Consider the following 21,614-nt stretch of genomic DNA (forward strand, 5'->3'; position numbering starts at 1 on the left):
GCACCCTTGCCTGTCACTGGCGGGCATAGGGTATTTGACAAAAGGCCCGCATCTGCGGGCCTTTGTCATGTTAAGAGGCGCAATCAGGGTTTAACACGCGCGCCGTTCCGATCGACCACCTGCTCGCCATCTTCCTTGCTGAATGCCCCTTGCTGGGCATCGGGCAATATCTCCAGCACTACTTCCGACGGGCGGCACAGGCGCGTGCCCAGCGGCGTCACCACGATTGGGCGGTTAATCAAAATCGGATGTTCAAGCATAAAATCGATCAGCTGTTGCTCGCTAAAGCTATCTTCTGCCAGCCCGAGTTGTTCATAAGGCTCAACATTTTTGCGCAGCAGTTCACGCGCCGTGATCCCCATTGCGCCAAGCAAAGAGACCAATTCATCGCGCGTCGGCGGCGTTTCAAGATAGTGGATAACCGTGGGCTCTGCCCCGCTGTTGCGAATTAGCGCCAGCGTATTGCGCGAGGTGCCGCAGGCCGGATTGTGATAAATGGTAATGTTGCTCATAAATTATCTCACTACGAAGTAAAAGAGAGGCGCAGTGCCAGCGCCGCCAGCGTCACAAAGAGTACCGGCAGGGTCATCACAATACCGGTACGGAAGTAATAGCCCCAGCCAATAGTAATGTTCTTCTGCGCCAGCACATGCAGCCAAAGCAGCGTTGCCAGGCTACCAATAGGGGTGATTTTCGGCCCCAAATCGCAGCCAATGACATTGGCATAAATCATTGCCTCTTTAATCATGCCCGTGGCGTTGCTGCCATCAATGGAGAGCGCGCCAATTAGCACCGTCGGCATATTGTTCATTATTGAGGAGAGAAAGGCAGTGATAAACCCTGTGCCGAGTGTCGTCGCCCACAAACCTTTATCCGCCAGCAGGTTCAAAACTCCGGAGAGATAATCCGTTAATCCGGCATTTCTCAGGCCATATACCACCAGATACATACCCAGCGAAAAGATAACGATTTGCCACGGCGCACCGCGCAAGACTTTCCCGGTATCTATCGCCTTACCCTTTTTCGCCACGGTAAATAGGATCAACGCGCCGACGGCAGCAATGGCGCTAACGGGAATGCCCAGCGGCTCCAGCACAAAAAAGCCCGTCAGCAACAACAGCAGTACCACCCAGCCGGTACGGAATGTCGCCGGATCTTTAATCGCACTGGCGGGCGCGGCCAGTTTCTCCACCGCATAAGTGGGCGGGATCTCTTTGCGAAAAAAGAGGTGCAGCATCAGTAATGTCGCCGCGATTGCTGCGATATCCACCGGCACCATCACCGCGGCATAGCCGCTAAAGCTGAGATGGAAAAAGTCGGCCGAAACGATATTCACCAGATTGGAAACAATCAGCGGCAGGCTGGCAGTGTCGGCGATAAAGCCCGCGGCCATAACAAAAGCCAGCGTCGCGCGGGGGCTAAAGCCAAGCGCCAGCAGCATGGCTATCACGATGGGCGTCAGAATCAGCGCCGCGCCATCATTGGCAAACAGCGCAGCGACCGCCGCGCCTAACAGCACAATCCAGGTAAACAGCAAGCGGCCGCGGCCGTTGCCCCAACGCGCGACGTGCAGCGCGGCCCATTCGAAAAATCCCGACTCATCGAGCAACAGGCTGATAATGATCACCGCGATAAAGGTCGCCGTCGCATTCCAGACGATATTCCATACCACCGGAATATCGCTTAGATGGATAACCCCGCAGGCCAGCGCCAGAATAGCGCCGAGGGTGGCGCTCCAGCCAATACTCAACCCTTTGGGCTGCCAGATAACCAGTACCAGCGTAAAAACAAAAATCGTTGCGGCCAGTAACATCGTAGCCTTCCTTATATACGTATGAATGAATATGTGTAAGCGTTAGCATAAACCTTGAGGGGCGGATTTTAATTTGGCGCCAACTTCTGCGCGCAGGCAGTTCCATGAGGTATCAATTGTTGCCGCAGCCCAGGCAGGCATGTGGGGCGATAAGCGATAGTAGATCCACTTTCCCTCACGGCGGTCAATCACGAGACCATTTTCACGTAACAGGGCAATATGCCGTGAAATCTTGGGCTGCGATTCTCCTGCCGCCGCGCAGATATCACATACGCAAAGCTCTCCAGCCTGCCTGAGCAACATAACGATGGTAAGCCGGGTTTCGTCAGAAAGGATTTTGAAAAGCTGAACGGGATGCAGCATGCGGATACCTGTAACCTGGCGGAAAACAGGTATGCTAATCCATATGTATAAGCTTTTAAAGCGACGCCCGGTGATTTGCTAAGAAAAGGGCCAGCGCGTTGATTTTTTTGCCCAGCTGCAACCAATCTTAAACAAACATTTCACCCAGCGGACAGCCTGTGCCGGCGCTGATAAACTTAGCGTTAACTCTCACCATGACCGGAAGGTTATCGCCATGCAATACGAAGAACAGCAGCTTATCAACGGCCTTTTCCAGCGCCTGAAACAGACCGAGCAGCAGAATAGCCAGCGCGATGCCGAGGCTGAGCGTCAGATAGCCGAGTTTGTTCGACAGCAGCCTGCGTCGCCCTACTATATGGCGCAATCGATCCTTATTCAGGAAGCGGCGCTCAAACAGCTACAAAGCAAAGTTCAGCAACTGGAAAGCGAACTGGCGGCGCAGAAGAGTAAACCCCAGGGCGGCGGCAGTTTCCTCGGCGGTCTGTTCGGCGGCGCAAAACCGCAAAACCCACAGCCGGAAAGCAACTGGAATAACAGCCAACCGCCGCCGCAACAGGATTACTCCCGCCCGGCGCAAGCCGCAGCTGGCGCATCACGCGCCGGGGGTTTTATGGCGGGCGCGCTGCAAACCGCAGCGGGCGTGGCGGGCGGCGTGGTACTGGCCGATATGTTGACCAGCATGTTCCATCACTCGCGCCCGGAAGAGATTGTTAATATTATTGAAGAGCCTGCGGCACCTGTGCAAAACAGCGGCTTTGACGCAGCTCAGAATACGGATTTCAATAATGTTTCCGATACCCGTTTCCAGAATAACGACGATCCTTTCGCTAACGACCCGTATCAGAATGATGATCTTGATGACGGCGACTATAGCAACGACGACGACAGCTTTATCTAAGCAGCAATTTGCCCGGTGGAACTGACCGCCGGGTTATTTCTTATGCACTCCTGACACAACACCCGGCGCTTTTTCATCATTCTCGCTCTGTATATCTTTACCCGGGACCAGGAAGCTGGTCACAAAAGTTCTTTCGTGAACGACTTCCTCACCGATGCCGGAAAGATAGTGTTTTGCTGGTTTCGGTTTTTTATCCCACAGAGCAAGAAATGGAGTTTCAATGTATCAGATTGATTTTAATAGTTACCGCTCGGTAAAAGGTTTCAATCGTCGCGTCCGTTTTCTGGTGATGCACTATACCGCCCTTGATTTTAAGGAGTCGGTTGCCGCATTAACCGGATCCTCGGTAAGCGCGCACTATCTTGTGCCCGATCCTACGGATGAGAGCTATATTGCCGCTGGTTTTACGGATATGCGTATTTTCAATCTCGTCGATGAGAATGAACGGTCCTGGCATGCCGGCGTCAGTTCATGGGCAGGTCGGACTAACCTGAACGATACGGCGATTGGTATTGAGAACGTGAATCTGGCATCGGATAGCGGCGGCGAGTTCGTCTTTCCGCCTTATAATCCGGTACAAATTGACGCTATTAAACAGCTGGCCGCCAATATTCTTCAGCGCTATCCGGACATTACGCCGACCAATGTTGTCGCCCATAGCGATATTGCGCCGGGCAGAAAGAGCGATCCTGGCGCTGCGTTTCCCTGGAAAGCGCTTTATGACGCGGGCATCGGCGCCTGGTATGATGACGCGACCATGCAGCAATATCTGGCGCAGTTCTGCCAGTCTCTGCCTGCTGAAGCGGATATTGTGGCCCGGTTAAAGACCTATGGCTATGACACATCGAATGCTGAAACGGAAAGCGGCTATCAAGCGCTGATCCGCGCATTTCAACTCCATTTCCGCCAGCAGAAGTATGACGGCGTTGTGGATGCTGAAACGGCGGCAATTATCTACGCACTGGTAGATAAGTACTTCCCGGCGAAATAACTATCATGGGATGTAAATACAACAGGGGGATAAAAGCGATTTTATCCCCCTGCTACTTGCTTATTGGTTACGTCATTAACGGTACTTTACCGCTCTATTGCCTCAAAACGTTTCCCAGTTTTCCCCGTTCGCCAGCGCCGGACGCTGCGGTTTGAGCGGTTTTGCTGTGGGCGTAGTGGAGCTTTGGCGCTGCGGTGCGGCACCGGTTAAGCGGAACGCGCCCACCGCTTCCGTCAGGCGTGCAGCCTGCTCTTCCAGCGAAGTCGCTGCCGCCGAAGCCTCTTCTACCAGCGAGGCGTTCTGCTGCGTCACGTTATCCATCTCCGTAATCGCCTGGCTCACCTGAGTGATGCCTTTGCTCTGCTCGTCAGAAGCGGCGGCGATCTCCAGCATAATGTCGGTAACGCGCTTAACGGCCGTGACGATCTCACCCATGGTTTCGCCGGCGGAGACCACTTCACCGGAGCCTTGCTCGATAAGGCTGACGGATTCGCTGATCAACGCTTCAATCTCTTTCGCCGCCTGCGCACTGCGGCTTGCCAGCGTACGCACTTCACTCGCCACAACCGCAAAACCACGACCCTGCTCCCCGGCACGCGCTGCTTCTACTGCGGCGTTAAGGGCCAGAATATTGGTCTGGAAGGCGATGCTATTAATGACTGCGGTGATCTCGGAAATTTTGTGCGAACTGGTGGTGATATTGCCCATCGTTTGCACTACGCCGGAAACAATCTGCCCGCCTTTCGTCGCTTTGCCAGAAGCATCGCGCGCCAGCCCGCTGGCATGATGCGCGTTGTCGGCGTTCTGTTTCACGGTGGCGGTCAGCTGTTCCATGCTGGCTGCGGTTTCTTCAATGGCCGCAGCCTGCTGCTCAGTACGGGACGAGAGATCGGTGTTGCCGGCAGAAATTTCGCTGGTGCCGCGATAGATCTCTTCCGCGCCCTGACGCACGGTGGTCACGGTAGTGACCAGTGAATGTTGCATCGCTTGCAGATCCTGGCTCAGGCGACCAATTTCACTGCGCCCGGTCGGCTCATCGGCGAGGGTTAAATCGCCGGTCGCGATACGGGAGATACGCTGAGCGGCACGTTGCAGCGGATTAATCACTACGCGACGCAGTACGGTAAAGGTAATCACCGTTAGCGCCAGCGCCAGCGCAAAAGCGGCGGCCATAAACATCAGCCCCAGTTGCGTCCGGTTGTGTGCATCTTCGGTCAGATGCTCCGCGCGATCGGTACGAATTTGAATGGCTTTTAATAATACTTCGTTATACACCGCGTCGAACTGGCGAGCCTGTTCGCTTTCATGGTTGATGATAGCTTCAAACATACCGTTTTTGGCATATTTCAGCATCGGTTGCATGCCTGCAAGATAAGCATTGAAACGGGTAGTGAGATCGGCATCCAGCGCCAGGTCCGCCGGGGTTTTCACCGGACGGTCCATATATTGCTGAAAAGCATCCTGCGACTGTTTGATACGCTTTTCAGCTTCCGTTACGTTGTTTTTTACATCTTCCATTTCAGCGATACGGCTGGCCGCACCTGCGTGGATCAGGCTAATACGTGCGATGCGTAAGTTATTCGAACTGTTGGATAATCCCATACGTACCTGGATTTCCTGGGTTACATCCTGCTGGTCGCGATCCGCTTGCATCAGGAAATAGCCCGCAAGGCCGGAACTTAATGCAAATAGCACTAAAATGCCGCCAAGGATCGAAGAAAACAGGGGAACCAATCGAATGTTGTGCATAAAACCAATGCCTTGTGTTGTTCGCATTGCTGCTTTGTTATCCATGGCTATCGACTCTCATATTTGTCTAAAAGGTACAAAAAGGATCATATATAGGCATCGGCAATAATTGGATTATTCTTATAGCGAAAAGCGAGTTGGCGGTCACAGATTTGACCTTTGATAACGCCAGCGGTGACACCGCTGGCGTGAGGCAGGATTATTTATCGCCGAAATGGATAACGGTGCGGATGGATTTTCCCTGATGCATCAGGTCAAAGGCGTCATTGATCTGATCGAGCGGCATACGGTGGGTAATAAACGGGTCGAGGCGAATTTTACCCGCCATCGCGTCTTCCACCATGCCCGGCAACTGGGTGCGCCCTTTTACGCCGCCAAAAGCAGAACCGCGCCACACACGGCCGGTCACCAACTGGAACGGACGGGTGCTGATCTCCTGACCCGCACCGGCTACGCCGATGATCACGCTTTCGCCCCAGCCTTTGTGGCAGCACTCAAGAGCCGCGCGCATTACGTTGACATTGCCGATGCACTCAAAACTGAAGTCCACGCCGCCGTCGGTCATCTCAACAATCACTTCCTGAATCGGACGGTCGTGATCCTTCGGGTTGATAAAGTCCGTCGCGCCCATCTCTTTCGCCAGTGCGAATTTATCCGGGTTGGTATCGATAGCCAGAATGCGGCCCGCTTTTGCCTGTACCGCGCCCTGAATCGCCGCCAGCCCAATGCCGCCGAGGCCGAAGATGGCAACCGTATCGCCCTCTTTCACTTTCGCCGTGTTATGCACCGCACCGATGCCGGTCGTCACGCCGCAGCCCAGCAGGCACACTTTATCCAGCGGCGCTTGCTCATTCACTTTCGCCAGCGAGATTTCCGCACAGACGGTGTACTCGCTAAACGTGCTGGTACCCATGTAGTGATAAATCGGCTCGCCGTTATAGGAGAAACGGGTGGTGCCGTCCGGCATTAACCCTTTGCCCTGCGTAGCGCGAACTGCCTGGCAAAGGTTGGTTTTACCGGATTTACAGAACTTGCACTCACCGCACTCCGCCGTGTACAGCGGAATAACGTGATCGCCGGGTTTCAGGCTGGTAACGCCCTCGCCCACTTCTACAACGATGCCGCCGCCTTCATGACCGAGTACTGCCGGGAAAACGCCTTCCGGATCGTCGCCCGACAGGGTGAATGCGTCGGTATGGCAGACGCCGGTATGGGTGATGCGTACTAATACTTCGCCTTTTTTCGGCGGCGCTACGTCGATTTCGACAATTTTAAGCGGTTGACCCGGGCCAAGGGCCACAGCTGCACGTGATTTCATAAGTCGCTTCCTTTTTGTGAATGTCTTGATGTTATTTTAGATAAGCGCGTAAAAGATGGCCGACTTCCGCCATGCGTACCGCACGTTGATCGCTTGTGGTATCTCCGGCAACCAGCTCATCTTTGAGGTGAATCTCAACCATTTCGCCCATCAGGCCATTGGCCGCGCCGCGCACGGCGGCGATCTGCTGCAATATTGCGATACAGGGTTCGCCGCTTTCCAGCGCCCGTTCCAGGGCTTCAACCTGGCCGCGGATGCGCCTTACCCGCGTCAGAACGCGTTTTTTATCTTCGGGTGAATGGGGCATATAACCTCCTGGATACTATAGGGGGGTATGCTATCTGGTTTGCATGCCTCTTGTAAACGTGACATTTATTGGGGTTAATCAAGCAGAGGTAAGTTCACATTTAGTGAGTAGCTGGGCAGAATCATTTTGTAAGCCTTCACTTAAAGAAATGAATTATTTCTTAACCCTTTTTTAATGCTGTTGTAAGATTTCCTCACAGATTTTTCTTACTTCATCACTAATGCGTTATGAACCCTCTGGACGCAGAATTAGGTATTTACAATGAGAAAAATATTTTTGGCCGCAATTATAATGGTAATTATTCCTGCAGCTTATGGTGCTGGCAGAGATGATATTATTGCGGGACCTGAAATAGAGAGTTGTTTCAATAGTAACGCTGACAGAGGAAAGGCTTCTGAGTGTCTGCATGCCTTAAGTGACAAAAGCAATAAAAACCTGGATGAATTAATCACCAACACAGTTAAGCAAATAAAGGAAAATAACACCGGCCCGGTATATAATAACGCCAACCCTGAACTGACCATTGGCGATGTTTTTAGCAAATTTTTTATTCAATCTCAGGATTCATGGAAGCAGTATCGCAAAAATTTATGTTTAGGTGTCGGTTCTCAGATCGGGGAAGATACATATGATTACTGGCCCTATATCTATCAATGTAAAATCAATCTTAATAAACGACATCCCGAAGAGATAAAAATGCTTCATACAGATCAACAGTAACTGAAATCCTTATAATCAACCACACTGGCGACCTGGTTTTCCGAAGATTCGATCTTCGCAAGAAGCAAGGTCTGCCAGTATTGAGAAGCTGACTCCGTTGATGTCTACTCATTGCAGCGGTAAGCGACCGAGCCTGCTATCATCAATCGAATCGGTAAAATTATGCGTCAGATGGCAGCGAAATGACCCTATTTCGGTTTGGTTGCGGGAGCGCTTATTCATTATTTTCATTATCCAAATAGGCAAGATAGTCTTCCCATACATTTTCCGCGGAAAAATCTTCATATCCTCTTTTTTCGGCCATACTGCGAGAGCTGCCAGCAGGAAGTGCTATACATACACCTGCGTCCCGGATTGATTCCACTTCTTCACGGGTGAGCGAGCTACCTTTCTGGTTATGGGCATTGACTATCAGAAGGATCAACGGTGGCATAAAGCACAGATCGAGCGATTCACTCATTATATTATCCAGCATTACTAAACTTGAAGTATTTGATATTAAAAATACCGACATAAAATATAAAAATCAAATCTATAGCTAACGAACTTCGATGAGAATAACAGTTCTGGCGTAAGCAAAGACCGTTTTTGTAATCAAGCGCACATTTCAGCGCCAGAACAGACCCTATTTCGCCTTCCACTAACAGTAATAAATGTGAAAATATCGCTATATATTTTGGCGACAATTCTTGCTGCTTCACCTGGCTATGAAGTTGAATTCACTGACCGGTAAAATATACATCCTTGACTTATGAGCATTAATAAAGACCGGGGAAAATGACGATATTCAATACTTTTTTATTATGATCGACTAAGTTTGCACAACCGGGCGCAGCACCCTTCCCTTTTTTCAGCGGGGTCAGATCGTCTGCTGCTTCGCTTCCATCATTTCCTGCCGCATTCCATTAATGCCCCTAATGTAAATCCGGTAGCAAATCATTCATCCACTATACTGACCATGGCAGCTGTAATTTTCCTACTAAGCTGCATAAGGTTAATGACCCTACACTAACTCTATTCATCACCAGCAGGAGAACAACATGCAAAAGAATAAAACCCTGAAAGGACTGCTCGCCGTATCAGCGGTAGTCGCTATGTTCAGCACTGTTGGCGTGCAGGCGCAGACAACGACGAGCGCCGCGCAGAGTGGCGCTGCAGCGGGCGGCAAGTTGAACTCCGGGGACGAAAAAGCGTTGAAAGATATGGCGCAGGCCAACATCAATGAAGTCGCCGCAGGCAAGCTCGCGCTGGAGAAAGCGCAGAGCAGCGAAGTCAAAGCCTACGCCCAGAAGATGGTTGACGATCATGGCGCTGCGTTGAGCAAAGTACAGGCCGTTGCCGAGCAAAAAGGGGTGAAACTGCCGACGGAGCCGGATGCCAAGCACAAAGCCATGGCTGCCAAACTGGAAAAGGAGAGCGGCGACAAATTTGACAAGATGTATATGGAAAACGCCGGTACCAAAGACCACAAAATGGTGCTGTCGACGCTACAAAGTGACGCCAAAAAGATCAAGGATGCGGATGTGAAGACGCTGGCCGACGCGCATACGCCGGTTGTTGAGGAGCACCTGAAATCTGCCGAGCAGATGTCAATGAAAGCAGGTAAGTAATCCACTCGTTCGGTCGGCACACTCTTGTGTGACGTTTAGAAGATGTGCCGACCGCTAAGCGCCCTTCGAGAAATTCCCGCATTCATATACCCGCCTCAGCAGAGTCGATTCTCCGCAGCAAAAATGGAAGTTGACATAGTCGGCGCGGCAATATTATAAGTGCACATACTATATGTTCACTTACTTGATGTGTGAGGAAATTTTATGAACAACGATAACGTCTGGAGTAAAACCTATACCCTCAGTATAAACAGTACGCCGCACGCTATATGGCAGGCATTTGTCGATACCGATAACTGGAAACGGTGGAACCCAGGTGTAAAGTCGATCGCTATCGAGGGGCCCTTTCAAACGGGAACATGGTTCACGATGGTGTTGCCTGAAGGTGATGTTGTTCGTAGTCGGCTTACGGATGTTTGTGAGGAAAAACATTTCATTGATGAGACCTGGGTGGATGAAACGCTGATCAAGGTTGAACATCGTATTGAAGCATCAGGTTCGGATCGGTGCCAGGTGATGTATGTTATCACTACGCAAGGTCCTGATGCGCAGGCCTATGGCGAGGGAATAAGCGCAGACTTCCCGGAAGTGATGGCGGGACTGGCGAAATACCTTGGCGAAACAGGTTCAATGTAAATGACATCTGCAAGCAATAAGCCTTTGCCCAGCGCCTTCGAAGGGCCGGACGATAGCCCGGGCTACTTACTGTGGCGAGTATCAAACAACTGGCAACGCGAACAACGAAACGCCCTGCAACACTTAGGCCTGACACATACGCAGTTTGTCGTGCTGGCGGTAGCCAGTTGGTTTGCAGGCAAGGAGGCGCTGACCCAAATACGGTTATCCCAGCTAACCGGAAGCGATACCATGACCATTTCTCAAGTCGTGCGTGTACTTGAAAAAGAAGGTTATCTCGCGCGTATTCCCCATCCAAAAGACACGCGTTCCAAAGTAATTAAGGTAACAAAAGCGGGTCAGGCGCTGGCTAAAATAGCCGTGCAGGTTGTCGAAGCAACCGATAACAAATTTTTTATGCCGCTTGGCGATAATGGACAAGCCTTGATGACTTTATTTCAAAAACTTCTCAAATAGCCCCGACAGTTAGTAAACAGGTATCTGCTAAAGCATCAGGCTTATGAAAAATGGGAACGGGCATTTTCCTGCTCATTCCCTTACCGGACGTTCGAGCGAATGTTCTTATACACCCGGCGGCGCGTATATTGTCATGGGTTATGCGAAGCCCGATCTTTTCATTGGCTGTAAAAACCTACGGTTCCCCTTCAGATACCCAATCAGCGGTCAGCAGCGCAAGCATATCGCCGACAAGCGCACAGTGGCTATAAAGCGATAAGTGCTAAACCGCCGCCCCTTCAAGCAATACAAACGTCCCGGTTGCGGCACCTGCACGCAAGGATCTCGCTGCCTGATATTCGGGGCTGGTATAAAAACGTTTAGCTTCCTCAAAAGAATCGAACTCCAGCACAACATGCCTTTCGTGCGCCTCTCCCTCCAGATTTTCGTACTGCCCGGACCAGGCAACGATCTTCGGGTTGAAAATTTTCATTGCCTCTCCGGCGGCTTTGGCATATTCCGCGTACGCAACGGGGTCTGTTACGGTGACATGGGCGATTAAATAACCTTTATTCATTTCTTTTTATCCTTCCTAAGCGATGGCGCATTTCAGCTAATGGCGCCGCCAGGCCAGAGAAGAAACTTAAGCTGCCAGTTTCATTCCGTGCTTGAGCGGGTTTTAAGCTGATGCCTGGTGATCCATCCCGTCGCCTTCAAAAGGCGTTATGCGAGACAGCGGTGTGAAAGCAGTCTATTAACTATTAGTATTGGTATAAATAAGGTAAAAAAAATCGCACTGTTACCCAAAAGGTGAACAATGAAAAATCTTGAGGCGCTGAGCATTTTTGCCCGCGTCGCGGAAATGAAGAGTTTTACGCAGGCGGCCGAAAGTCTGGGGATTCAGAAAGGACGCGCATCCATGGTAGTGCGCGAACTTGAACTTGAGGTTGGCGCTACGCTTTTGCACCGCACAACGCGGAGTGTCCAATTGACGGAAGATGGGCGGGCTTTCTATACGCGCGCCCGCGATCTCTTGTCTGAAGCCGAAGAACTAAAGTCAATGTTCTCTCATGAGGGTATGTCGCTGCGGGGGCGAATACGTGTTGATATGCCGACGGTCGTGGCACAAAGCGTGGTGATCCCTGCTCTGCCCCAGTTGCTGGAAGCCCACCCTGAACTGGAACTCGAGCTTTCAAGTTCTGACCGCCGTGTCGATCTGGTACGGGAAGGATTTGACTGCGTTATTCGCCTCGGTCCGGTGATTGATGAAACGCTGATTGCCCGGCCACTGGGGCATCTGCGCATGATCAATGCGGCAAGCCCGCGTTATCTGGAACGATTCGGTGTTCCACAGACCCTTGATGATCTGCAACGCCAGGGACATCGGATGGTGCACTATATGCGCAATTTTGCGTCGAAACCTGACGGCTGGGAGTATCCCACTGGCGATGGCTACGCGTCGCTGATGCTACCCGGAACGATGAGCGTCAACAGCGTATCGGCTTATCATGAGGCCGCGCTGGCGGGTTTAGGTTTAATCCAGGGCGGCTATTCCTCGCTTTTACCCCATATCAAACGCGGCTCTTTGGTTGAAGTCCTGCCCCATTTGCGCCCCAGGCCACTTAGTGCTTTTTTTGTTGTCGCGCATCGGCGTAATTTGTCGCAGCGTGTCCGAGCCTTTATGCACTGGACTGAAGAGACGTTAAAACCTTATTTTGACTGACGTCAGGCAGCAAGCCCGCGGCTGAACAGCAGCGGGCTGATAGCCGCATTGCTGGCGCTGATGAAAGGTGAATTTGCGATAAAAGGCGATGCGAAAAAATGGTTGCTGTTAATCATATTCAGCACATGAATAATTTGAGAGAAAATGAAAACGTCCCTCTGCTGCTTAAGTCAACAGAGGGTTCACTCTAAACCAAAGTATGAATACCCGTTTATGAATAATACAAACGGCTGAGTGCTTATTTTGCAGGCAGAATACATTATGTATTCCTCAAGAAACATCCTGGAGCCTCAAAAAAAGATGTTTGAAATTTAAGCCTTTTTGTTTAATGGAAAACGATGCGCCAAAAATTATTAATCCCTCACACGTAGCTTACCCGCCAATAAAATAAAAATTTAACTTAGATTCTGCCTGAAATATTTGTTAAGATTTTTTCCCGGTGAAAAATGAGCTATCAGAGAGGAGAATTTATGCGCTGGGATATTACTGATATGTTACTTTCTCCCACTACCGGAACCGCGTTTGCCGTCGCCAGAAATTCCGACCAGTTTTCTGTGATTGTATGGTATCGTGGAAACTATTTCCTAAGAACAAACAATCACTTAGAAATCGAAGGCTCGCTTATTTTTATTGATGGAAAGGTGCAGGATTTACGTGTGATACACACTATGCCTTTTATCCCTTCTATCTGGCGGACTTTGAAAAATAGCTGCCATTGTCCGGGCAATGAAAATATATCATTAAGAACTTGTGAAAGGCAGAATGAGTGTTTATTTGAACTTTGCCCGTATGGAATAAAAATGTTTCCATCGTTAAAGTAACGGTCTGAAATGTTAAATTCTCTATAAAATTAAATTCAAATCTGTAAATTTGTCGCCAATAATACCTGGCCTCCACCATACTAGCCCGGTGAGTATACTCACCGGGCTTAATATTAGCGTTTTAAAGGTTGGCCTGCGGTTTCTCGCGCACGTAATACGGTAAGGAAAGTTATCAGCGCCGCGCCCATGATATAAAAGGCCGGCGAAAATTTATCGCCAGTGTTGGTGATAAGCCATGCGGAAAACCACGGTGTGATACCGCCAAAGAAGGCGACGGCGAAGTTATAGGCGATGGACAAGCCGCCATACCGTATGCTGGTGGGGAAAAGCTCTGCCATTGCGGCGGTACATGCACCGTCAAAGGCGGCGATAAACGCGCCCAGCATTACCATTGCCAGCACCGCCGAAAGCACATTACCGTGGGCCATCACCATCATTGCCGGATAACTGAGCAGGATAAAACCGGCGCAACCCGCCAGCATTAATGGTTTACGGCCATATTTATCTGAAAGGTAGCCCATAAACGGCACCAGCAGGGCCACGGAAAAGAGACCGAGAGTGGTAATAGCGTAAGCGTTGAGTTTAGAAAAATGCAGCTCCGTCGCGAGGTAGCTCGGCATAAACGTTTGTAGCGTCCAGTGCCCTACCGCTTTGATCACCACAAAACCGACGCAGAATAGTAGCGCGCGCCAGGCGGTAGTTACCGCTTTGCGCAGCGGCGCGGCTTCGGTTTGCCCGTTCTTCATAGCCTCAATAAATTCTGGCGAATCTTCCAGGTGCCTTCGTAAGTACAGTCCGACCCAGCCCAGCGGCCCGGCAATCAAAAACGGGATGCGCCAGCCCCAGTCGCTCATGGTGCTTTCGCCAAGGGTTGCGGTCAGCAGAAATACCAGCCCGGAACCGACCACGAAGGCCATAAAACCAAAGTTATCGATCCAACAGGTAAAATAGCCGCGGCGTTCCGTCGGCGCGTATTCCGCAAGGTAGGTTGTCGCGCCCGAACTTTCGCCCCCGGCGGCGAAGCCCTGAATCAAGCGCGTAATCACCAGCAGCACCGTTGCGGTGATCCCAATCTGGTGATAAGTGGGTAATAGCCCCATCACAAACGTCGCACCGGAGGTGAGCAGGATCACCGTCGCCAGCACTTTTTGCCGCCCTTTTCGATCGCCCATCGAGCCGAAAAACAGCCCGCCGAGCGGGCGCATAATAAAGCCCGCGCCGAAAACGGCGAAAGAGGAGAGCAACGCCACGCTGGGATCGCCGGCATGGAAAAATTGCAGGCCGATAATGGCGGCCAGCGTGCCATACAGGCCAAAGTCGAACCACTCGACAAAGTGGCCAATACCGGTGGCGAGCAGCACTTTGCGTAATTTACGCGATCCAGCGGTCTGTTCTTGTGATGCCATGCGATCAAAAGCGTCCTGTACTGGCTGTGTCATATCCCCTCCACTCGATAGTGTTTCTATAATAGATATACTATCTACCGCGCTTGTACGAATTACGCACAGCACTGTTAGCGGAAAATGTGATTGCTGCCCTGCTTTTCGCCACGGAAAAACAAGCAGGATCACATTTTAGACCTGCAGAAAAGAAAAAGCCCCGCACTAAGCGGGGCCGGTCGACACGCTTTTTTAATGACGTTTTTTCGGCATCATGCGCAACAGCGTGTTGTCTTTAAAATAATAGTGATGCGCCAGCGCCGCCGCCGCATGAAGCCCAATGACAAAATAACCGCTATTCGCCAGCAGCTCATGGTACTCCTTAAGCGTATCGACCAAATCGAAATTCGCTTCAGGCGCATACGGCATCACTATACCGAACGCAATCCACGGTCCGCCACGGTTATACATCATCAGCAGGCCCAGAATCGGTAAGGCAATAAACAGCAGGTAAATAACCAAATGCCCCAGGTGCGCAAGCCCGGTCAGCATCGTCGAAGGCTTGGGCACGATCGCAGGCGTTGGGCTTTTCAGACGCACCAGTAAGCGCGTCACCATCAGCACCAGAACCAAAATGCCACAAGAAACATGGACGATATTGAAATAAGGACGATAGCTGCGCGGGAAGAAACCGCGTAGCTCCATGGCGCAATAGGCGCCCACGACCAGCAGAAACACCAGCCAGTGAATGGCGATTTGTAAAGGGGAATATTTGCTTTGCATAAGAGAGCCCACAACGAACGAACCGGAAATCAACATAACTGTCTTTTATTAAAAATTCATTAACTTTTCTAATTAACTATTCAGCGACTTATCGTCCTTTATGGGTGATTTATTTGCCCAATTACGCCTGCCAGGTTATCTCTTACTGAGTGTAAAAAAAATAATCTCACTTTCATAACCGGGTCTGCCCACCGCACCCGGCCAACTCAACCAGGCAGCGCATGAGAAATATCAGCCCGCAAGATTTACTCACTTTGATGAACGTAGCGGTACAACACGCCACCACGTTCCCCGTCTGGCCCAACGGTGAAGCCCCCGGCGCTGGCCTCAGCCCGGTGCAGTTTCAGCTTGAAGAGCATCATACCGGCCCCTCACCTTTTGATCGTTCCGTCACCGGCGTTCGCGCACCGCACATTACTGTCTATGCGCCGCAAAATCCCAACGGCGTCGGTATTCTGGTCACCCCTGGCGGCTCTTATCGGCGCGTGGTGCTGGATAAAGAAGGCAGTGCGCTGGCGCCGTGTTTCAACGCCAAAGGCTACACCCTGTTTGTGATGACCTACCGTTTGCCGGGCGACGGACATGCGGAAGGCGCAGACGCGCCGCTGGCGGATGTGCAACGCGCGATGCGCGTGATCCGTGCACGCGCCGCCGAGTGGCGACTGGATCCTGAACGTATCGGTGTGATGGGGTTTTCTGCCGGTGGCCATGCCGCAGCAAGTCTTGGTACGCGCTACAATGCGTCGGTCTATCCTGCCCTTGATGAGATGGATAACCAGAACGCCCGTCCGGCCTTTATGGCGCTGGTCTATCCGGTCATTACCATGCAGGACGAGATTGACCATCCGATGTCGCGCCAGCAGTTAATTGGTGAAACGCCGGATGAGGAGCAAATCCGCCGCTATTCAGCGGAACAGAATGTTGATGCCAACACGCCGCCAACCTTTTTACTGCATGCGGTCGACGATCCGGCGGTGAAAGTTGAAAATAGCGTGGTGATGTTCAGCGCCCTGCGCCGTCTTGGCGTGCCCGTTGAAATGCACCTGTTCGAACAGGGCAAACACGGGTTTGGTATTCGCGATGCGCTGGGCTTGCCGGTTGCGGTATGGCCGGAGCTGATGATGGCGTGGATCGCCACCAAAGTGTGAAATGCGCCCCCGCTTGTTACGGGGGCGCACCGATCAGGACTGTAAATAGACCATTTGCGTTTGCAGATACTCATTCAGGCCGTGGCGGCCATCCGCGCCGCCGATACCCGATTTACGCCAGCCAGCATGGAATCCCTGCATCGCTTCAAAGTTCTCACGGTTGATATAGGTTTCACCGAACTTCAGCCCGCGCACGGCTTTCATGGCCGTGTTCAGATCCCGTGTGTAGACGGATGACGTTAACCCGTAATCGCTGTCGTTTGCCATCGCCAGCGCCTCTTCCAGCGTGTCGAACGCAACCACCGGCAATACCGGGCCAAACGTCTCTTCATGGATAATCGACATCTGCTGGTTAACATCCAGCAGCAGCGTCGGCGGGTAGAAATAGCCTTTGCCTGCGACCGCTTTACCACCGAGCACCACCCGCGCGCCTTCGGATACCGCGCGCGCCACTTTTTCTTCTACCCGTTTTAGCGCCGCCGCATTAATCAGCGGCCCCATGGCAATGTCGTCGCGCCGGGCCGGATCGCCAAACTGTACCGCTTTCATCGCTTCGCCGAGGCGGTTGACAAAGCGATCGTAAATCCCTTGTTGCACATACACGCGTTCGGCGCAGTTGCACACCTGGCCGCTATTGATGACGCGGGAATCCACGATCGCTTTCACCGCCAGTTCAAGATCGGCGTCATCAAAAACAATCGCTGGCGCTTTACCGCCGAGTTCCAGACACACTTTGGTGATATTTTTCGCCGCCGCCGCCATGATTTTTTCGCCCGCGCCAACGCTGCCGGTCATACTGACCATTGCCACTTTCGCATTCCCAGCCAGCTCCTGACCGACGGTTTCCCCCCGACCCAGTACCAGGTTAAATACCCCTTTGGGTAAGCCGATATCATGAACAATTTGCGCAAAAGCGATGGCGTTATTCGGCGTAAATTCGCTGGGTTTAATCACAATGGTGTTACCGGTTATCAGCGCCGGTGCCATTTTGCGGGCGATCAGGAAGAAGGGAAAATTCCACGGCAAAATACCGGTGGTGACGCCGAGGGGACGTTTAAACACAAAGATATTTTCGCCGGGACGATCGCTTTGCAGAATTTCACCTTCGTAGCGGCGCGCCCATTCGGCCATATAATCGATATAATCGGCGGTAAACGAGACTTCAACCTCGGCCAGCGGTTTGATCTTCCCCCCTTCGGCAACAATCAGCGCGCTGATTTCACTGGCGCGCTCACGAATACCCGCGGCAATTTTACGTAACCAGCCCGCACGCTCAATGGCGGGCAGCGCTTCCCAGTCGGGCTGCGCACGCTCGGCGGCATCAATGGCTTTACGCGCATCTTCGGCGCTGCCATCGGGAATGCGCGCCAGGATCTCTTCCGTGGCCGGGTTAACGACATCCAGCCAGTTATCGCCTTGCCAGCTAACAAACTGACCATCGATATACATCGGGTGCTGTACGGGTGCTGTCATGCCTCGCTCCTGTAATGACATTGTTTTTAACAAGTGAATTCATTGTTAAAAATCTATCGGCACAGGGCATTTTTCTCACTCAGGGAGCGGGATTTTGTGAAGGGACGCATAAAATAGCAACATAACAGCAACAAATGATTGACCGGCAGGCAGCCGAAAATGCCCGTTTGCGGCAGGCAGAGCGCAAACGGGCATCCGTTATAATGCGCGGTTGGCTAACGCGGCAGTCAGGGTTGTATCGGTCCTTAAAATCTGCCACGCCGCTTCCACCGAGGGTGGAAAATCAACGTGCACGATGAAATCATGTCCGTTGGGGCCATAGCCATTGGCATCATCGCGCAGGCGCGGCACCTCGCCCATCAGCAGCGACAGATAGCGTTCTACCGACCACAGACCGCGCTGCTGGGGCACAAAGGTGGTGCCATTCGCCGTATTCACCAGTTGGGGGGTAAAGCCCGGCCAGCTTAACCAATGCGGCGCATCGGCACACTGCTGGCTGAGGCGGGCGAAAGTCGCCATTGTGCGGCGCTGCATGGTCGGATCCTGCACCACCAGCGCCGTTTTGGCTTTTATTCCCTGCGCGGCCAATATATCCATACTGAAGCGCACGTTTTCACCACAGTTAGTGGACTTATCCTCAATGAGGATCTGTTTGTTATCAATGGACCAGAATTTGTGCGCTATATCGGCAAGGATCGCCGCCTCACCGCGCCCGGTAGTGCGTACCACATTGTAACGAGGATGGCGGGCGATGGCCGAATAGAGAAAGGTGGTGGAGTGGCCTACGCCGCCGCTGATCAGTAGCGGCGTCTGCTGGGCGGCCGCCAGCTGACAGGCGGCGTCGATAGTCGGGATCACGGCATTGCCCGCCAGAATCACCACATCCGCACGTACCGGCGCTGGTTTATCGCTAAAATCATTGCGCGCCAGCCACGCGCCAAGCGTGTTCGCCGCCGCCAGCGAGTTTTGGGCTAACACAGGAAAGGTTGTCATCAGCATAGAACCTCCTTCGTGTTCTGGCTTCCAGCCTAACGCAGTGATGATACGAAAACAGGGGATCTCTCTGAATTGCGGCTATTCGTCAGTACGCAACTTTTTTTCGAAGCACATCGCGCCCGGCCTGCCGATATAGTTGCCGTAGTTTTCACGTACCTGATAGCCGTTACGTAAATAGAAGGCTACCGCGCGCTGGTTGGTTTTACGCGTCTCAAGCCACAGCTGTTGAAAGCCGCGCGCCCGCGCATGGTGTTCGAGAGTCTGCAGCAGTTGCTTGCCCACCAGGCGAGTGCCGGGGCGCGCATACAGCCGTTTAACTTCGCCCGTCTCCGCTGACAAGGTGCGCAACGCAACGCACCCCACCGCGACGCCGTTTTCCCGCGCCAGCAAAAAGAAACCGCGCTCGCCCAGCGCATTGCCATCGAACGGGGTTCTGCCGGTGCTGCCGGTCAAGTGTAAAAGGTAGTCAGAAAGCGCGTCCTGCATTGCCAGACAGTCCGGATCGTTGGCGTCGGTAAAAGAGATAGTAAGAATACCCATTGTGACGTTGTCACCTTTGTTGCGTTTATTTTTATGAGTAAATTAGATTACTTAGCATCAATAACCTATATTTTTTTAGTCTCCTTGCATTGCTGTACGGGGCGCACGTAGAATCATTAGCCCACTAACTATTTACACTGGCAACCTTCATTCCTTTATGAATAACCGCTGTCTCCGAAATTTTTCTTCGCGCACATCCCTCTGTCGCGCGCGTTCTCGATTACCTCAGGCTGGGAAAAAGTAAATGCGTCTGCCAAAAAGCGATCCTTATGCCCCGCGCGAATGGCAGCCCCATGAAAAACCGATGCTGCTGGGTTCACCTTCCACGCCGTACCACAGTACGCCACGGCGAATCGCCTATGGGATTGTCGGCCTGTTGGTGTGCATGACCGGCGCGCTGGGTAATGCGATGGTGGCGGCCAATCTGCAAAATCTGCAGGGCACCTTTGCCGCCTGGTCGACGGAAATTGCCTGGCTGCCCGCGGTGTACGTGATGACCAACGTATCGATAAACCTGCTGCTGGTGAAGTTTCGCCAGCAATATGGCCTGCGTGCCTTTACCGAAGGGTTTCTGGTGCTGTATGTGCTGGTGACCTTCTTTCATCTGTTTATTAACGATCTCAGTTCGGCAATCCTGGTGCGTGCCGCCCACGGTATGGTAGCGGCGGCCCTCAGTTCCCTTGGGATCTATTACCAGATACAGGCCTGGCCCGCGAAACACCGCTTAAAAGCGCTCACTATTGGCATCACCGGATCGTCGCTGGCCATTCCCATCGCCCGCCTCTTCTCTTCGGAGCTGTTGCAACTCGACGAATGGCGCGGGCTTTACTTGTTCGAACTGGGTCTGGCGCTGGTCTCGCTGGCGTGCGTGATGGCGTTAAAGCTGCCGCCGGGGGATCGCAAAAAGGTCTTTGAGAAGAAAGATTTTATTACCTTTTTCCTCCTCGCGCCCGGTATGGCGCTGCTGTGCGCGGTGCTCTCGCTGGGGCGGCTCGACTGGTGGTTTGAAGCGCCATGGATCGGCTGGTCGCTGGCGGGCGCGGTGGTGCTGATCGTTGCCGCAATTACCTTTGAACACAACCGCAGCAATCCATTGCTTAATACGCGCTGGCTCTCCAGCGGCAGTATTGTGCGCCTTGGGCTGATTATGCTGCTGATCCGTATTGTGCTCGCCGAGCAGAACACCGGTGCGATTGGCTGGCTGCAATATGTCGGGCTGCAAAACGAACAGATGACTAATCTGGCCTGGTCGATTCTGGCGGGCATTATCTGCGGGATCATCGCCAGCTGCCTGACCATTAAGCCCCAGCGGCTGGCATGGCCGATTATCGCCTCGCTGGTGTTGATGATTGTTGCTTCACTGCTTGATAGCCAGTCCACCAGTTTGACGCGGCCCAATCAATTAATGCTGAGCCAGTTTTTACTCGGCTTCGCCAGCGCCTTTTTTATCGCTCCGGCGATGCTGGCAGGCATTGGCGGCGTAGTAGCGGAGCCGCGCAACCTGGTTAGTTTCTCGGTGCTGTTTGGTATGAGCCAGAATATTGGCGGGCTGCTGGGATCGGCGATCCTCGGCACGTTTCAGACCTGGCGCGAGAAATATCACTCGAGCCTGCTGGCAGATCAACTCACCACGTTAAATCCGCTGGTCAATGAGCGTTTGCAGTATTACAGCCAGATGTTCCAAAGCCAGCTTGGCGACAGCGCGCTGTTGGGCACCCAGGCGGTGACGCAGCTGCAAACGGTGTCGACGCTGGAAGCCAATATTCTGGCCTATAACGATACCTATCTGCTGACGGCGAGCATTGCCGCCGCTACGCTGGTATGGATTTTATGGCGCTTGTTGCGCCTGCGCATTACTGCCCGGGTGAGTTTGAAACGCGCCACCGGCAGCAAATAATAATGTTACTGGAG

General features: G+C 52.4%; 23 protein-coding genes. 10 read left to right on the plus strand and 13 right to left on the minus strand.

Annotated features, from left to right (window positions below; translation table 11 throughout):
* Positions 1-83: 83 nt before the first annotated feature.
* From arsC to RW65_RS06985, 3 genes are read right to left on the minus strand one after another with little or no spacing between them, the layout of a single operon-like run.
* On the minus strand, positions 84-512 hold the full coding sequence (gene arsC, locus RW65_RS06975; RefSeq protein WP_039055980.1) for a glutaredoxin-dependent arsenate reductase: 429 nt from the start codon (positions 510-512) through the stop codon (positions 84-86).
* A gap of 11 nt (positions 513-523) precedes the next feature.
* Positions 524-1,813 carry an arsenic transporter gene (locus tag RW65_RS06980; protein ID WP_039055981.1) on the minus strand — a complete coding sequence of 430 codons (1,290 nt, stop codon included), beginning with the start codon at positions 1,811-1,813 and terminating at the stop codon, positions 524-526.
* Positions 1,814-1,855: 42 nt separating this feature from the next.
* A complete protein-coding gene (locus RW65_RS06985; protein ID WP_039055982.1) occupies positions 1,856-2,176 on the minus strand; it encodes a metalloregulator ArsR/SmtB family transcription factor in 321 nt (106 codons plus the stop codon).
* A 214-nt stretch (positions 2,177-2,390) separates the two neighbouring features.
* Here RW65_RS06985 and RW65_RS06990 point away from each other — a divergent pair, with 214 nt between their 5' ends.
* Together RW65_RS06990 and RW65_RS06995 are read left to right on the plus strand one after the other, a co-directional pair.
* On the plus strand, positions 2,391-3,074 hold the full coding sequence (locus tag RW65_RS06990) for a DUF2076 domain-containing protein (protein WP_039055983.1): 684 nt from the start codon (positions 2,391-2,393) through the stop codon (positions 3,072-3,074).
* 220 nt (positions 3,075-3,294) lie between these two features.
* Entirely contained in the window at positions 3,295-4,065 is a 771-nt protein-coding gene (locus RW65_RS06995; RefSeq protein ID WP_039055984.1) for an N-acetylmuramoyl-L-alanine amidase, read from the plus strand.
* A gap of 102 nt (positions 4,066-4,167) precedes the next feature.
* On the opposite strand, the gene RW65_RS07000 is transcribed toward RW65_RS06995, so the two are convergent.
* The 3 genes from RW65_RS07000 to RW65_RS07010 all read right to left on the minus strand — a co-directional run bounded on the left by RW65_RS07000 (position 4,168) and on the right by RW65_RS07010 (position 7,439).
* Positions 4,168-5,859, minus strand: a complete 1,692-nt coding sequence (locus RW65_RS07000) for a methyl-accepting chemotaxis protein (RefSeq protein WP_039055985.1) — start codon at positions 5,857-5,859, stop codon at positions 4,168-4,170.
* 154 nt (positions 5,860-6,013) lie between these two features.
* Positions 6,014-7,132, minus strand: coding sequence for an S-(hydroxymethyl)glutathione dehydrogenase/class III alcohol dehydrogenase (locus RW65_RS07005; protein WP_039055986.1), 1,119 nt, complete (start codon positions 7,130-7,132; stop codon positions 6,014-6,016).
* 31 nt (positions 7,133-7,163) lie between these two features.
* Positions 7,164-7,439 carry a metal/formaldehyde-sensitive transcriptional repressor gene (locus RW65_RS07010; protein WP_039055987.1) on the minus strand — a complete coding sequence of 92 codons (276 nt, stop codon included), beginning with the start codon at positions 7,437-7,439 and terminating at the stop codon, positions 7,164-7,166.
* A 261-nt stretch (positions 7,440-7,700) separates the two neighbouring features.
* On the opposite strand from RW65_RS07010, the gene RW65_RS07015 reads away from it, so the two are divergent.
* Complete coding sequence (locus tag RW65_RS07015) at positions 7,701-8,159, plus strand: DUF1311 domain-containing protein (RefSeq protein WP_052250282.1); 459 nt, start codon at positions 7,701-7,703, stop codon at positions 8,157-8,159.
* Between the two features lie 214 nt (positions 8,160-8,373).
* Here RW65_RS07015 and RW65_RS07020 read toward each other — a convergent pair whose 3' ends face one another.
* Entirely contained in the window at positions 8,374-8,619 is a 246-nt protein-coding gene (locus RW65_RS07020) for a hypothetical protein (protein ID WP_039055988.1), read from the minus strand.
* Positions 8,620-9,199: 580 nt separating this feature from the next.
* Between RW65_RS07020 and RW65_RS07025 the strand changes: the two genes are divergently transcribed.
* From RW65_RS07025 to RW65_RS07035, 3 genes are all read left to right on the plus strand, one after another.
* Complete coding sequence (locus RW65_RS07025; protein ID WP_039055989.1) at positions 9,200-9,769, plus strand: DUF4142 domain-containing protein; 570 nt, start codon at positions 9,200-9,202, stop codon at positions 9,767-9,769.
* A 204-nt stretch (positions 9,770-9,973) separates the two neighbouring features.
* A complete protein-coding gene (locus RW65_RS07030; RefSeq protein WP_039055990.1) occupies positions 9,974-10,405 on the plus strand; it encodes an SRPBCC family protein in 432 nt (143 codons plus the stop codon).
* Positions 10,406-10,861 (plus strand): MarR family winged helix-turn-helix transcriptional regulator, encoded by a 456-nt coding sequence (locus RW65_RS07035; RefSeq protein ID WP_052250283.1) that lies wholly within the window; start codon positions 10,406-10,408, stop codon positions 10,859-10,861.
* 262 nt (positions 10,862-11,123) lie between these two features.
* Here RW65_RS07035 and RW65_RS07040 read toward each other — a convergent pair whose 3' ends face one another.
* The gene (locus RW65_RS07040) at positions 11,124-11,417 is read right to left on the minus strand and encodes a DUF1330 domain-containing protein (RefSeq protein ID WP_039055992.1); all 294 of its coding nucleotides are present in this window, start codon (positions 11,415-11,417) and stop codon (positions 11,124-11,126) included.
* 240 nt (positions 11,418-11,657) lie between these two features.
* Between RW65_RS07040 and RW65_RS07045 the strand changes: the two genes are divergently transcribed.
* On the plus strand, positions 11,658-12,563 hold the full coding sequence (locus RW65_RS07045; protein WP_039055993.1) for a LysR family transcriptional regulator: 906 nt from the start codon (positions 11,658-11,660) through the stop codon (positions 12,561-12,563).
* A gap of 470 nt (positions 12,564-13,033) precedes the next feature.
* Complete coding sequence (locus tag RW65_RS22585; RefSeq protein WP_072037714.1) at positions 13,034-13,384, plus strand: hypothetical protein; 351 nt, start codon at positions 13,034-13,036, stop codon at positions 13,382-13,384.
* Positions 13,385-13,497: 113 nt separating this feature from the next.
* On the opposite strand, the gene RW65_RS07050 is transcribed toward RW65_RS22585, so the two are convergent.
* Both RW65_RS07050 and cybB read right to left on the minus strand, forming a co-directional pair.
* Positions 13,498-14,823, minus strand: a complete 1,326-nt coding sequence (locus RW65_RS07050; RefSeq protein ID WP_502685545.1) for an MFS transporter — start codon at positions 14,821-14,823, stop codon at positions 13,498-13,500.
* 192 nt (positions 14,824-15,015) lie between these two features.
* On the minus strand, positions 15,016-15,546 hold the full coding sequence (cybB, locus tag RW65_RS07055) for a cytochrome b561 (protein ID WP_156123978.1): 531 nt from the start codon (positions 15,544-15,546) through the stop codon (positions 15,016-15,018).
* A gap of 221 nt (positions 15,547-15,767) precedes the next feature.
* On the opposite strand from cybB, the gene RW65_RS07060 reads away from it, so the two are divergent.
* A complete protein-coding gene (locus tag RW65_RS07060; protein ID WP_039055995.1) occupies positions 15,768-16,694 on the plus strand; it encodes an alpha/beta hydrolase in 927 nt (308 codons plus the stop codon).
* A gap of 33 nt (positions 16,695-16,727) precedes the next feature.
* On the opposite strand, the gene aldA is transcribed toward RW65_RS07060, so the two are convergent.
* The 3 genes from aldA to RW65_RS07075 form a co-directional block, all read right to left on the minus strand.
* Positions 16,728-18,167, minus strand: coding sequence for an aldehyde dehydrogenase (gene aldA, locus RW65_RS07065; protein WP_039055996.1), 1,440 nt, complete (start codon positions 18,165-18,167; stop codon positions 16,728-16,730).
* Between the two features lie 198 nt (positions 18,168-18,365).
* Positions 18,366-19,166, minus strand: a complete 801-nt coding sequence (locus tag RW65_RS07070) for a YdcF family protein (protein ID WP_039055997.1) — start codon at positions 19,164-19,166, stop codon at positions 18,366-18,368.
* A 75-nt stretch (positions 19,167-19,241) separates the two neighbouring features.
* Positions 19,242-19,703: a GNAT family N-acetyltransferase gene (locus RW65_RS07075; RefSeq protein WP_039055998.1), complete on the minus strand. Its 462-nt coding sequence runs from the start codon at positions 19,701-19,703 to the stop codon at positions 19,242-19,244.
* Between the two features lie 244 nt (positions 19,704-19,947).
* Here RW65_RS07075 and RW65_RS07080 point away from each other — a divergent pair, with 244 nt between their 5' ends.
* Positions 19,948-21,600, plus strand: a complete 1,653-nt coding sequence (locus RW65_RS07080; RefSeq protein ID WP_039055999.1) for an MFS transporter — start codon at positions 19,948-19,950, stop codon at positions 21,598-21,600.
* The last annotated feature ends 14 nt before the right edge of the window (positions 21,601-21,614 follow it).

The sequence above is a fragment of the Enterobacter sp. Bisph1 genome, from assembly GCF_000814905.1.
In the GTDB taxonomy this organism is placed as follows: domain Bacteria; phylum Pseudomonadota; class Gammaproteobacteria; order Enterobacterales; family Enterobacteriaceae; genus Kosakonia.